At 60.9% G+C, this 12,615-nt stretch carries 13 protein-coding genes and 2 pseudogenes; 5 read left to right on the plus strand and 10 right to left on the minus strand.

Annotation, left to right across the window (positions count from 1 at the left end; translation table 11 throughout):
* Positions 1 to 329: 329 nt before the first annotated feature.
* Both EYW47_RS28845 and EYW47_RS28850 read right to left on the minus strand, forming a co-directional pair.
* On the minus strand, positions 330 to 650 hold the full coding sequence (locus EYW47_RS28845) for a DUF4148 domain-containing protein (RefSeq protein WP_133198250.1): 321 nt from the start codon (positions 648 to 650) through the stop codon (positions 330 to 332).
* 356 nt (positions 651 to 1,006) lie between these two features.
* Positions 1,007 to 1,816 carry a LysR substrate-binding domain-containing protein gene (locus EYW47_RS28850; RefSeq protein WP_133198251.1) on the minus strand — a complete coding sequence of 270 codons (810 nt, stop codon included), beginning with the start codon at positions 1,814 to 1,816 and terminating at the stop codon, positions 1,007 to 1,009.
* Positions 1,817 to 1,869: 53 nt separating this feature from the next.
* On the opposite strand from EYW47_RS28850, the gene EYW47_RS28855 reads away from it, so the two are divergent.
* A complete protein-coding gene (locus EYW47_RS28855; protein ID WP_133198252.1) occupies positions 1,870 to 2,286 on the plus strand; it encodes an FAD-binding oxidoreductase in 417 nt (138 codons plus the stop codon).
* 229 nt (positions 2,287 to 2,515) lie between these two features.
* Here EYW47_RS28855 and EYW47_RS28860 read toward each other — a convergent pair whose 3' ends face one another.
* Positions 2,516 to 4,153 (minus strand): alkaline phosphatase family protein, encoded by a 1,638-nt coding sequence (locus EYW47_RS28860; RefSeq protein ID WP_133198253.1) that lies wholly within the window; start codon positions 4,151 to 4,153, stop codon positions 2,516 to 2,518.
* Between the two features lie 573 nt (positions 4,154 to 4,726).
* On the opposite strand from EYW47_RS28860, the gene EYW47_RS28865 reads away from it, so the two are divergent.
* Positions 4,727 to 4,996, plus strand: coding sequence for a hypothetical protein (locus EYW47_RS28865; RefSeq protein WP_133198254.1), 270 nt, complete (start codon positions 4,727 to 4,729; stop codon positions 4,994 to 4,996).
* A 412-nt stretch (positions 4,997 to 5,408) separates the two neighbouring features.
* On the opposite strand, the pseudogene EYW47_RS42500 reads toward EYW47_RS28865, so the two are convergent.
* Positions 5,409 to 5,606: pseudogene (locus EYW47_RS42500) on the minus strand (HipA domain-containing protein); the annotation flags it as partial.
* Between the two features lie 139 nt (positions 5,607 to 5,745).
* Positions 5,746 to 5,928 carry a HipA domain-containing protein gene (locus tag EYW47_RS42505; RefSeq protein WP_165976703.1) on the minus strand — a complete coding sequence of 61 codons (183 nt, stop codon included), beginning with the start codon at positions 5,926 to 5,928 and terminating at the stop codon, positions 5,746 to 5,748.
* A 252-nt stretch (positions 5,929 to 6,180) separates the two neighbouring features.
* Here EYW47_RS42505 and EYW47_RS28880 point away from each other — a divergent pair, with 252 nt between their 5' ends.
* Positions 6,181 to 6,384 carry a hypothetical protein gene (locus tag EYW47_RS28880; protein WP_133198257.1) on the plus strand — a complete coding sequence of 68 codons (204 nt, stop codon included), beginning with the start codon at positions 6,181 to 6,183 and terminating at the stop codon, positions 6,382 to 6,384.
* A 258-nt stretch (positions 6,385 to 6,642) separates the two neighbouring features.
* On the opposite strand, the pseudogene EYW47_RS42125 reads toward EYW47_RS28880, so the two are convergent.
* A pseudogene (locus tag EYW47_RS42125) lies at positions 6,643 to 6,825 on the minus strand (Crp/Fnr family transcriptional regulator); the annotation flags it as partial.
* Between the two features lie 425 nt (positions 6,826 to 7,250).
* Between EYW47_RS42125 and EYW47_RS28885 the strand changes: the two are divergent.
* The gene (locus EYW47_RS28885) at positions 7,251 to 7,454 is read left to right on the plus strand and encodes a cold-shock protein (protein WP_133198258.1); all 204 of its coding nucleotides are present in this window, start codon (positions 7,251 to 7,253) and stop codon (positions 7,452 to 7,454) included.
* Here EYW47_RS28885 and rpoD read toward each other — a convergent pair.
* From rpoD to EYW47_RS28905, 4 genes are all read right to left on the minus strand, one after another.
* Positions 7,376 to 9,547: an RNA polymerase sigma factor RpoD gene (gene rpoD / locus EYW47_RS28890; protein WP_377785334.1), complete on the minus strand. Its 2,172-nt coding sequence runs from the start codon at positions 9,545 to 9,547 to the stop codon at positions 7,376 to 7,378. The genes EYW47_RS28885 and rpoD overlap by 79 nt on opposite strands.
* 368 nt (positions 9,548 to 9,915) lie before the next feature.
* Complete coding sequence (locus EYW47_RS28895; protein WP_133198259.1) at positions 9,916 to 10,314, minus strand: hypothetical protein; 399 nt, start codon at positions 10,312 to 10,314, stop codon at positions 9,916 to 9,918.
* Positions 10,315 to 10,337: 23 nt separating this feature from the next.
* On the minus strand, positions 10,338 to 10,829 hold the full coding sequence (locus EYW47_RS28900; RefSeq protein WP_240763971.1) for a Rossmann-fold NAD(P)-binding domain-containing protein: 492 nt from the start codon (positions 10,827 to 10,829) through the stop codon (positions 10,338 to 10,340).
* A gap of 350 nt (positions 10,830 to 11,179) precedes the next feature.
* Entirely contained in the window at positions 11,180 to 11,860 is a 681-nt protein-coding gene (locus tag EYW47_RS28905) for a TetR/AcrR family transcriptional regulator (protein ID WP_338117849.1), read from the minus strand.
* A gap of 432 nt (positions 11,861 to 12,292) precedes the next feature.
* Here EYW47_RS28905 and EYW47_RS28910 point away from each other — a divergent pair, with 432 nt between their 5' ends.
* Positions 12,293 to 12,553, plus strand: coding sequence for a hypothetical protein (locus EYW47_RS28910; RefSeq protein ID WP_133198260.1), 261 nt, complete (start codon positions 12,293 to 12,295; stop codon positions 12,551 to 12,553).
* Positions 12,554 to 12,615: the final 62 nt, after the last annotated feature.

The raw sequence follows: 12,615 nt of genomic DNA on the forward strand, positions 1-12,615 counted from the left end.
ATCATCGTGCCCACAATGCAGGCATGGCTGGAATTTTCCAGCTTTGAGATCGATGCCTTAAAGTGATGCGGCGCGAAGCGGACTGCCCGAGCCGGAATTCGAGACGTCGCAAGCCAACAACAGAACCGATCGAACGATGCCCAGTTGCGGGGTTCATCTGGAAAAGCGCCCAGGCCATAGGGCCCGAGCGAAGCCATCGGACAACCGACGGCGGAGGTATGCGTGTCGTTGGCGCGGAATGCGCTGCGCGCTCCTTCGGGAGCGCACCTTTTGATGCTGAACTGCAAGTATGTCCGGCGGCTCATGCGCCGCGCTGGACAAAGCTTCGCCTAGTGGTGGCTATAAATCGGGGCCGAGTACGACGAGACCCGGACGTCACGCGACTGGCCAGCGTCCGACGAGCCGCTCGCGACACCGCCGTAGCCGCTGTTTGCTGCGCCTTGCTGCGCAGCTACCTTCGCTTCGGCGGCCTGAATCTGTTGCGGGTAGGTCGTCCGATCGCCATCGCCAGGGCGATAGCCCGCCTGCTCGAGTTGAACGAGTTCCGCACGCACCTGGGCGCGGGTCACTGGGCCGCTCGACTGGGCGAACGAAGCAACGGGGACGATAAGAGCAGCGGCAACTGCAACGGCTTGGATCAGGGACTTCATGATGACTACCTCCGATGACTTTTGTGGGCGGTGCGACAACGTGTCTGCATCCGATGAGCAAAGTCTAGGAGGATCTTAGTCGAGGGTTAACCCCTGGCATTCGAAGACATCTTTCCTGCTGGTAGCAGAATCCTGGCATGTCTGCGCAAACGCCCGTCCGGCAACGCGCGGCCCGCGGGGCCACATCCCGGGTGCGACCTCGATCGGTATCACTTTCGGGCGTCGCCTGATCATTTCTAGCCAGGAGCAGTCAGTCCACCTGGATGCTCACCGGCCCCCCGATCGTCGGTTCCGCGCTCCTTACCGGCCGCTCAGCGAAATGCGAAGCTCGCAAGCGGGCCGGCATACATTTGCGCTCAGGCGTGCAGCGACGCGGCAATACGCACCTTCACGGAGGCTACGCAATCCAGTGCCGTAGCCAGCACGGGATTCGGCGAGCCATCGCCATAGTAGAGCCGCACTGTTTCAAGAAAGCGCGCGCCTTCGATCGGCAGAATCGCGAGCGCGCCGCGTCGTGCCACGGTCAACGGCATCAACGCGAGAAACGGATAAAGGCCGAGCATCGTCTCGTTCGCCTGGATCGAGACCGACTGCACGCAGCCCGCCGGCAACTCAAGGCCACCGCGTTGCAACCAACGTTCGAGTGCAACGAATGTGGGCGCCTCACGCGGCGGCAGTATCCATGGCAAGCCGGCAAGATCGGCGCGCGTGACGGTGCGGCGCGCCGCGAGCGGATGAGCGCGCCCGCACACGACCACGATGGGATCGTCCAGCAACGCGCGGGACGCGAGCGCACCCACGCCCTCCTGCGGTTCGGTGCGGCTCAGCACAATATCGAGGCTGCCCGAGGCCAGCATCAGGAAAAGACGGTCGCTCGTTGCTTCGATAAACGACACGCTGACGTGCGGCGCGCGCTTTTTGAGCTCGAGCACAAGTTCGGGCGCAAACACCGGCAGCACGGTTGGCACCGCACCGACAGCAATGCGCCCCGAGAGTCCGCTCGTGAGCGCATCGACCTCGTAGCGCGCCCGCTCGATTTGATGAAACACCTCGCGCGCATGCCGCAGCAGCACCTCGCCCACAGCCGTGAACCGCAGCCGGTTGCCCACGCGCTCGAGTACCGGTGTGCCGAGCCCCTCCTCCAGATCGGCGAGCTGCTTCGACACGGCAGGCTGCGTGAGATTTCGGCGCGGCCGCGCGGCTGCTTAAAACGTTGCGCATGCGCTTGCCGCGCCTTTCGTCGTTCGAGCTCATGTGGGACGACTTCATGCACGCCGCCTTCGACGTGGGCGTACCGATGGAGCAGATGGAACGTTGCGTCGCGACGCTGCGCGCACGGCTCGAAGAAAAATTCGCACAGCAGAGGCATCTGTTCTTCGGCCATCTCGGCGACGGCAATCTGCACGTGCTAAGCGGCCCGTACGCCGACGAAACTGGCCTGCTCGACGTCGAGGCGCTCGTCTACGAGACAGTGTGCGAAGCGGGCGGTTGCATCTCGGCGGAACACGGTATCGGCGTCGTCAAGCGTTCATTTCTCGGGCTCACACGCTCGGATGCCGAACTCGATCTGATGCGCAAGCTCAAGTCTGCACTCGACCCCGCGAACATTCTCAACGGTGGCCGGGTAATCCCTTGAGCAACGAGGCGGTTCGGCGGCCGCCTCGTTGCTCAATTGAAGCTTGAGAAACAGTTGCGAAGTCGTTTCGAATGGCCGGTGCTTATTGAACTCAAAACGAGCATTCCCGTCCTGCCATCTACCGTCTGGACGAGGAACGCACCGCGCCGACGGCCTGAAGCTAAAAGTGACCGCCGGCGCTTTCACTGCTGTTACTCCGAACCGTAAGCAGGATCGTCGTCCCCACGGTCTAGAGACCCGGAAGGGCCTGGGTGCCTTCGCGCTGAACGGCCACGAGTTTGTGTGGGTCAAGGCCGAGCGCCTTCAGGATGGTCGGCGCCACCTGCATGTTCGTCACCGGCGTATCGACGACCTTCTTTTCCAGCTTCGGACTGGAGAGCACCAACAGCGTGTTCGTATCGTCGGCGGCCAAGCCGCCGTGCTCGGCCAGCTTTGCCGCACTCTTGCTGTAAATCGTCCCCGGTATCGGCTGGATGATGAGATCAGGGACACGACCCTCAGCGGGATTGCCCCACTTCGACTGCAAGGTTGCGCCATCATAGAGGGTCTGGATGTGGGTGGAATTGGCGCCCGCCTGGTCAGTGCTGAGGATCGATACTGCCGTGGCTGTATCGGCGTGGTTTTTGAGCCATATGAGCGACACGTCGTCGGCCGTTTCCTGCGCGACGGCTACGTTGTTATTGGTGAGCAGGGTGGCAGGGTCGCTCACGTCCGCGTGCGCATAGGCGTTCGACGAACCACTCAGCATGTGGAGCTTCGTGAGGTCGATCGGCGACTGGCCATGCTTCGCGCCGACGATGAAAAGCGTCGAATGCAGGAGATTGGCCGCTTTGAGCGCATCGTACATCTGGCCCAAAGAGGCATCGACGAAGTCAAGCGATTTCTCCAACGGCTTTGTCGGGGTGGCGGCCGCGTCGAGATAGCCGCCACGGGTCGTGGAGGTACCTTCCATGGCCACCGTGACCTTCTGTCCGACGCTGACAGCCTGGAAGTTCATGCCGAAGATCGCTGGGACACCGACCTGCTTCGTCCCGGTCTGATCCAGCCCATGAATCCAGTTCAGCACGACCTTGACCTTGAAACCGTCGTAGGTCCGGGTATAGATCGGGTCGGCGGTCCAATCGTCGGTCGAGGGTGCGCCTGGAAAGCCATTGGCTTGCAGGGAAGTCGAGTTGATCTCGGGTGCGTATAGTTCGTCCAGCCCCACCCCCGACGGCCCGTTGACGATCTCGTAGGCCGGGTGCTTGTCCGACCATGCGGTGCGTAGGCCAGCCTCATGGATGATCTCAAAGATCGTGTTCGTCCCGTTCTTCATGTATAGATGCGGCCAGACCATCTCACAGCCGCTGGCGGTCTTGCGCAGCGGGAGGTTCGCGGGATTGATGTGCGGATTGCGTGGATCAAACGTTACTCCCGGGGGGGCCGAACCGCCGTCCAGCTTCGTAAGATCCCAGTCGAGTGCTTCGAAATTGGTGACTTCCGTGCCGGGAGTGCCCATGCAATTGCTGCCGTGAGGGTACAGGGTAGCGTCGTACGTATCGTCATAGAAGACGCCATGGCTAAGGGGGCTACCTCCGGTTGCAAAGGCCAGCAGTCCGGGATACGAGTCCGACGGCTCGGAGGTCGAAGCATGGGTGTACTCGACGCCATGTTTGACCAGCTTTGCGAAGGTGGATCCCGGGTGTTTCTTGATGTAATTGACCAGGTCGGCCTCATGCATGCCGTCCACACTGATCAGCAAGACATGCTGGTACTGCTGGTGGTGATCGCCATCACGATCCTGCGCTGTCGCGGCCATGCTCGTGAACGCCAGCACGCTCGCGGTGAAGATTGCAGTGACTCCAAACCACTTTCTGATCTCGTTCATTCTTCACCTCTTAATATGAATTATGAGTTGGGCACGAACGTGCCCTAAGGGAGATAAGTAGTGGAATGAGAAAATACCGTGAAGGAATGCTTTCGCATGTCTTCCGGTGGGGATCAGGAGCCTTTAGCGGCACGCTTTTGAGAGAATGTAACGATTTGTATCTGCGGAAAGCGCTTCTTTTTAAGAAGTGACAAATGTCAGCAATCTTTCAACAGATCAAACTAAACCCATATCACATTCGGCATCCTAATTTCAATTATCTGATTTATAAAACCATTTAACAATCGCCACCGCACTTAATTGCAAAGATGGACGCTCGAACTCTCCACAAGTCGATGTACGTTCTTGTTCTCTAGCACGCAGCAGATGCAACAACTAGCGCACCGGAGTGGTGCGTGCAGCAAGACGACGTAACGCGGAAGAGGACGCCGGCTACATGAGAGCCACCCAAACCTGATAAGCGCGACCCCGTCAGCGAGCCGGCTCGCTGACGGGCGATCACGACATGGCGCGCTCTTCCATCCAATCCACGTAGAGGCGACGTTCTGCGGCCAACGCGGGAGCCGTGAAACAATGAACCGCACGGAAACGAGAGTCCTGGTCAAGCGGGTCGCACAGTGCCGCGACCCGCAGGCCGCGTTGTCGCTGTACGAGCACAGCATTGCCGCTGGGCACAAGCGGATCGCTTTGCTGCGCTACATGGATGCGCGCGATTTATCCGTGCCGATGACGCAGCAGCACCACGCCTACGCGTGTGCCGTCGCGAACGCCCTCAGCGACCGGGAGATGGAGGCTATCGCGCGACAGGCCCTGAAGCGCAGCCGCCAGCGCGCGTCAAGATAGTTGCCGCCTCATGCATGCAGCCAGAGGCTGTTGATTAACGGCGGTCGACGTCATATGAACAACGGCGTCGCGTTCCGGGTTCAGCGTCGCGGCGCCGACTGGTGTCCAGTTGCGCGTGTTGCCCGACCATCTGGCCGGATTGGATGCACGCGCCTGCGCGTAGCTGGTCGCACGTCTTCGACCGGCCCCGCGGGGATCGCCGAGGTCGTGCACTCAACGATGCGCTCTGATGGAATTCACGAGCGCCCTTCCTACCGGGAACGGAATCCGAATGCGCCGTCAGGGTTGGCGCAGGGATTGGCTTCCTTCTTTCGCTGCGCGTCATCGGGATCGGAACAAGCGGCGTGACCGTGTGAACGGCATGCATGACCTGCTCCACGCACTCGTTCGTATCGGCCTTGCTCAATCCGAGCCGTGCACCGCCATTGGTCGTGAGGAGCTTGCCCGATGCCCAGACCCGCGTGCTCTGCAAGTCCAGCGCGGGGGCTGCATCCGCGAACGACGGGTAGACCGAGGGCGTCAGGACGTTGTAAACCGGCGCGAGCCGCGCGTCGTTCATGTCGGTGTAGGCGAGTGCGAAATTCTTGAGGTGGCCGTCGGCGTTGTGCATCGCGTAGTTCACAAGCAGCAGCGTAAAGAGGCGCCGGGCGTTTTCCTTGAAGCGCGCGCGGGATGTAGGTGAGCGCAAGCTTCGCGACTCTCTCAAGCGAGCCCTTGTACTTGCTGACCGGATCAAAGCCTTCAAGCGCTCAGAAGTCTTCGACCGCGAGCATCTGGCCAGCCTCACCCCGATCGAATCGGCGCACGGCGAGCACCTGGCCGTCGTCGGAGATCTGGGCCTGCGGGACTTCAAGCCCGCTGTGCCGCGCAACCTCAAGACACAGGTATTCGTTGAGGGCGAGCCACGGCAGGTCTTCGAAGCCGGTCTTCATACCGTTCGCCTGGCTAGCCCCCATAACTGGATCGGAATATGTGCCGCCACCAAACATTGCTAGCCAGGAGAGCGGCGCCTGGTGACCGATCGCTTGCTTGTCATCAGAACTCGCGGCTGAGGGCAGTACAGCAACGTGGAAACAGCCCGCGCACTGACCGCCGTCGATCTCTGTACGAGCGCTTCGACGAGCGCGCGCACTACGCCCATTCCGGCGAGATAGAATGGGCCGTGCAGTTCCTGGCGGCCGAACATGAAAACCAAAAAATTCACCGACGTCATCCGCATCTCGCCGGCTGTAGTTTTCAGTCGCGAGGTGCTCTTCCCTCCCGTCAAAGAAGAGGAATTCCAGCCAGGCCAGAGCGTGGCGCGCGTAGCTCGCGCACCCCGCGCTCCTACGGCTACTCGCGCTGAAGCCACGGCACCCGCACCCAGTGAGCAGTCCGAACTCTTCTAACCGACAAGGAAACCGGACAGCCGGAAACGCAACAACAGAACGGCAAAGCGGGGGCGAGTCTGGCGATCGATGAGACCTTTATCTGCTGGTCGAACAATTTCCGCCACAACGCCCCCACCATCGCGAAATAACGGCCGAAGAAGTCGAGATTTTGATGATCGACATGCTGCAGGTATTTGCAGAGGTTGCTCTGCCTGCAGTTGCTCGCGCATCGACACTTTACCTTCAGCCCCTGATCGCTCAGGTAGTGGTCGCCCAGCTCTTGAGCGCGACGTAGGGAAGCGTGCCGATCGAGCTGTCCTCCAGCGCAACCGCGCTGAACGCGTGCACGTCGTGAGCGATGCCGTCCACGCCCAGCGCGTCGCCCGCAAGACGCAGCCCCGTGATCTGCTCGCGGCCGTCACGGTTAACAATGAGGGTCTTGAGCGAGCTAGCTTTGAGATGCGGCTGCGGGCCCGAGCCGCACCGTGTACTTCAATGACCGCAGACTGGTCTCTGCGGTTTCTTTTTATCCGGATCCGGCTGCGTGTTCGCCGGAACAAGTCGATGCCCTTGCGCCTGATCAGTGCCTCGCCGCCCTGCTCGAACTCCACGATCTGTCCAATGTCCCGAGAGGTTGCTGTCGCTAACGCATTGACGCTGCGGACGGCCGCCACGCGCGTGGACTCCACAACGTTCCCGATTTCATGGTAAAGGCCCGCATCAGCAGGCTGCGCAATCTCGCGCTTCGCCACAACGCGTTCACCGCATCCTTTGAAAACCCTGGATTGTCGGCGACGGCTCACCTGTGCTACAAAAGATAGTTGCACGTCTGGCACGGGCCAGTGGCATCATCTACAACCAGTCTTCCGAGGAACATCCAGAACATGGCAACAGGTACCGTCAAGTGGTTTAACGACTCAAAGGGTTTCGGGTTCATCACGCCGGACGATGGCGGCGAAGATCTGTTCGCGCACTTCTCCGAGGTTCAGGGAGCGGGCTTCAAATCCCTTCAGGAAGGCCAGAAGGTGAGTTTTGAAGTCAAGCAGGGCCCCAAGGGGAAACAGGCAGCGAACATCACGCCGTTGTAAGTTTCCCGGGCAAGGTACGCGTCCTGCGGAGCAGCAATCAGGCCGACGCAGCATCGCCGCCGGTCTGGAGTCGGGCGTCGACAGGGGGCGTGCCCCGCTTTTGCTCGGCGCTCGACAAACGGCCTCAACCTGTCGGCGCGAATGGGCTCCCTCAGCGTACGCATTGCCTTGATCTCGATCTGACGGATTCGCTCGCGGGTCACGCCAAACTGCTCGCCGACCTCTCCAAGCGTGTGTTCCGAGGTCGTATCGAGCCCGAACCGCAACCGCAGGACCTTGGCCTCCCGTGGCGACAACCCGTTGAGCGCCTCATCGATTGCGGCACGCATGTTCGCGTGAATGGCGGCTTCAGCCGGTGAGCTCGCAGAGACATCCTCGATCAGGTCGCCGAGCGTAGCGTCGGCATCGTCGCCCACAGGGGTCTCGAGCGACACAGGTTGCTTCGCAATTCTGAGCATACCGCGCACTTTTTCCTCTGGTGTTTCCATACGCTCGGCGAGGACAGCGGGGTGTGCCTCCTCTCCCGTCTGTTGCAGGAATTCGCGCGAAATCCGGTTCAGCTGGTTAATCGCCTCGATCATGTGCACCGGCACACGAATGGTTCGGGCCTGATCGGCAAGCGCACGCGTGACAGCCTGCCGGACCCACCAGGTGGCGTACGTTGAAAACTTCCAGCCGCGCCGGGATTCGAACTTATCCACCGCCTTCATCAGGCCGATATTGCCTTCCTGGATCAGATCCAGGAACAGCATGCCGCGGTTCACGTATTTTTTGGCAATTGAGATAACAAGACGAAGATTCGCTTCGATCAGCTCCCGCTTGGCCTGCCGCATTTTCGACTCCGCAGCACTCATCCTGCGGTTGATCTCCCTGAGTTGCTGCAGCGGCAGTGAGACCCTGGCCTCAATGTTGGCGAGTTTCTGCTGTCCGGCCTGAATAGCCGGCAGGTGTCGCTCGAGCGCCACGCCAATCTGCGGCGAAGTCGCCACCACGCGGCGGGGCCAATCAAGGTCAGTCTCGTGGCCCGGGAACGACTCGATAAACGACTCGCGTGACATGCCGCAACGGTCGACGACGATCTCCAGGATGCTGCGCTCGATCGCACGAACCTCCGTGATCTGTTCGTGCACACTGGCACACAGGCGATCAATGGTTCTGGCCGTAAGCCGGATCCGCGCCAGTTCTCGCTGGATCTCCGGGCGCACTCGCGCAATGGCCGCGGAACGTGCCTTGCCTGTAGCACGCATATCCGGCAACTGCTCGGACAGCGCACGCACTCGCGCGAAAACCGCAAGACTGCCGTTCGTGAGTTGCTCCAGACGGGCTGCGTTCACCGCCTCCAGATCCCCGGCGTCCGGCTCAACATCGTCACGGTCCGGGTCATCGTCGCAGGTGGAGGCCTCCACTACATTTCGTTCGGAGTCCAGCGTTACTGCGCTTTCGCTCACGTCGTCGATAATGCCATCGACCAGTTCGTCGATACGCAGTTCGCCGGCAACGATGCGGTCCACCTCGGCAAGAGTGGCGGCCACGACCGACGGACACGCGGCGATCGCCTGAATCATGTCGTGCAGGCCGTGCTCGATGCGTTTCGCGATCTCAACTTCGCCAACGCGGGTCAGCAGTTCCCTGGCCCCCATTTCTCGCATGTACATCCGGACCGGATCGGTCGTGCGTCCGAATTCGGAATCAACAGTCGACAGCGCAGCTTCCGCTTCCTCGTCCGCCTGATCGTCGGATGCCACGGCGGGCGCGACACCGGTTAACAGGATCGTCTCCGCATCCGGCGCCTGCTCGTACACCACCACCCCCATGTCGCTGAACGTACTGACGATCGTCTCCATCGCGGCCGTTTGCGTAACGTTGTCTGACAGGTGATCGTTGATGTCCACGTGCGTGAGATAGCCGCGCTCGCGGCCAAGCGCGATCAGCGCGCGCATCTGGCGTTGACGCTCCTCGTCCTGTCGCGCCATCGTCTGGATGTCCAGCGCTGTTTCGACGGCTGGCGGCTTGCCCTTTGGCGTGCGGCGGCCACCCTTTGACGTAACCGCGATCACGCGGAATGCTGAATCGTCGCGAACGGGATTTGCCACTACATTCTCCTCGACAGGTTGGCCGACGATCGTCGCGGGCACGGCGGCAGACCAGTATTTGATCTGTCGGGGTGCGAACGGAATCGTGGAATGACGCACGGACGATCGAGGCTGGAATGCCTCCGCCGGAATCCGGTGTGCGCAGATTGTCGAATCCTAAATACTACGAGAAAAAAATTGTGCAATGCAACATACGGCAGGTATGGCCTGGTCAGACTGCGAGATAGCGGATAAAACGGGGGGGAGAGACGTAGCGCCCCGAAGCAGGGCACCCTGCTCCAGTCCGTTCGGCAATCGCATCACAGTGTTACCAGATGCCCGCAATCTGCTCTGCGAACTAACCCGAGAGCGCCGGCCAGCGCTCTCGTCTACGAATGCCGGGCAGGATGAATTCCGTGACGATTGTCACCGAGCATGACCGCTATGCATTGAAAACGTCCATCGGTGTAGCGTTGAACTGGACGGCTGCAGTGGCAGCCCATGTTTTGAGCCCGATTGGCGGCAGGAATCCCCACGGCCACGAGGATGTGCCATGGAATTACTTCAGCCAACCACCGATGCTGCGGACGCGGGCGCAGCGGCGCCCGCCGCCCTATGGGCACTCGCGAAGACGGCGCCCGTATCTGGCAGCCACCGTCGCCGCCGGCGTTCTCGACGAAGCCATGCGCGGGCTGCGTACCGAACTTCTCGGTCAGCTTCTTCTGCGCATCGCTTGGCTTCGACTGCTCGTCGACGAAGCGCGCCGCGTCGCGAAGCCGGTCCTCCACCCATTCGCCCGGGCCCGCCGGCGTCAGACGGCAGCCATCTTCTCCTGTGCCCAGGCGACCGCTGCACGGCCCGGCGCGGCGCCTGTGACGCGCACCCGGTCCGCGAGCTCAAGCACGCGCGGACCAATCAGCGCGACCTCATCGAGAACGGCCTGCGCATTGGTGGCACCGAGATACTCTCGGACGCAGCTGATGATGCCGCCGGCATTCACCAGAAAGTCCGGCGCGTAAAAGATGCCGCGCCGCTGCAGCGTGTCGCCGTTGTCGAGCGATAGCAGCTGATGGTTCGCACCGCCAGCAATGACCTTGAAGTGGAACTGCGCGGCAACCGTCTCAGTAATCGAACCGCCAAGCGCACACGGCGCGAATACGTCCGCGTGGACGCCGGCGATGCGCCCGACATCGGCCACCTGTGCACCGAACAGCTCCCGGGCGCGGGTGGTTCGGCCCGCATCGATATCGGCCACAATGAGTTGTGCCCCCGCTTGATGCAAGCGCCGATGGATTGCCGCCATAGGCCTCATCCGCACGAGGAATGCCGCTCACCCACGATGTTTCAGACTGCACGGCGCGCATGTCGTCTGCCGTGGTGCCGACGTCCTCGGCCGTAATGTAGATGCCGTTCAGCGAATGCACAAGGCGGCCGAATGCCTTGAAAAGTTAGTCCGATCGAGCGACTCGGGGCGACGCAGGATGACGGCCTTGCCGCCGCAAGGCGTTGATTGCATGTGGAAGCGCTTGCCGGTTAGTTGCAACAGTATTTTGGGCAGCAGCTCTATGCAGTGCCCTGCTCATCCCCCCTCGGTGGCGTTAGCCTGGATTCTTCGCACTCCGGCGCGCCAAGTCCGTCGTTCACCCGGTTCGTTCACTGAGGTGCGGCACTCAAAGCTTTCCACACGGCTTTCGTTGCAACGCGCAGCGTAGCCAGATCGGGAAGGCTGTCTCCCGTGCGACGGATGTAGACCATCAATCCCTGCAGGTGCGACAGGATTAATGCGCCACGCAAAACGCACTCTCCTGACGTGAGCGTGGGATTTATTTTCGCGACCAGGGCCGCAAACACCTCCTGGAATTCGCCGTTAATCTCCGCCATCAACTCCTTCACGAAGGCTTCACTTTCGGCCAGACTCCAACACTGCAGCGCGAAAGGACTTATCGTGCTGGCGGGGTTGGTCAGTTCTGCAAAGACGTCGTCGACCAGCGCGTCGAGGGCAGCTTCTGGCGTGATCTTGCTCTTGGCCAGCGCCTTGTATCGTTCGAGATACCGTTTGGCCATCTCCTTGATTGTGCTTTGCAGCAGGTTATCCCGCGTGCCGAAGTAATGCTGCAATGTACTCAGACGAATACCAGCGTCGCCCGCGACCCGGGTCTGGGTAAATCCCGCATTCCCTTCGGAAGCAAAGATTCTGATTGAAACCTCCAGAATTTCGGGCACACGGGTCGCCCGGTTTCCACGCCGCTTCGGCTCCCGCCCTCGAATCCCGACTGACGGGATGGTTAGCTCTTTCATCACGCTCCCAGGGAAACCGCCGTCCCAGACATTCACGCCGCTTTCCCACACACAGGACCTGTCACGACGCCACCTGGTCCGGCGGACATGGCCCACACCGACTGTTCCAGTACGATTTTTATTAAAAGCGTTGCTGCTACCAATTACTCTAGGCAGTCTCACCTAAAAAAGAAAGGCGATGTCCGTCGCCGTTAGCCGTCCGGCCTATGCCTATTGGTGTTTTTCCCAACTATGCCACCTTGATTATTGGTAGCTCTACCTCTAGTATTTGGTAAGCCAACCTATTTATTCTGCATACGAGAATGTCGGTATGGCCCTGTCGCATTGCACTGCCCCGCATCGGCGAGATGCGACGGTGGTCGTCGCGCAGCAGATCAACCCAACGCCGTGTCGAAGGTCCAGCGCGTCAACCGCTCGCGCTCGGGTCAGGGAACACGAGGCGACCGGGAACGCGATGAAGGGTAGGAAATGAACACGTGTGAGCACTCCCTGCGTTGGCTGATCGAGAAATGGTTTGCGCCGACCTCGACCATGCCCGTTCGGCTGACCAGATTCAGTCGTGAGCAAGCGAATCATCGGCGCTTTGTCTGCGTCGAGGGGTTGCGAAACGGCGGCTCGCTCGAAATTTTCTTCTTTCGCCACCGCGACGGTTCGTGGCGTGTGTTCCCTCCGGTGATCGAGCGGCCGACCTTGCGAACTGACCGTCCCCATCCAGTTCAGGCCTGCTGATCAACCAGATCACGTCACTGTGTGCCGCTCCATGACGTTCGACCCTCTACCTACCGTCTAGC

The organism is Paraburkholderia silviterrae (assembly GCF_004353915.1).
GTDB lineage: Bacteria > Pseudomonadota > Gammaproteobacteria > Burkholderiales > Burkholderiaceae > Paraburkholderia > Paraburkholderia silviterrae.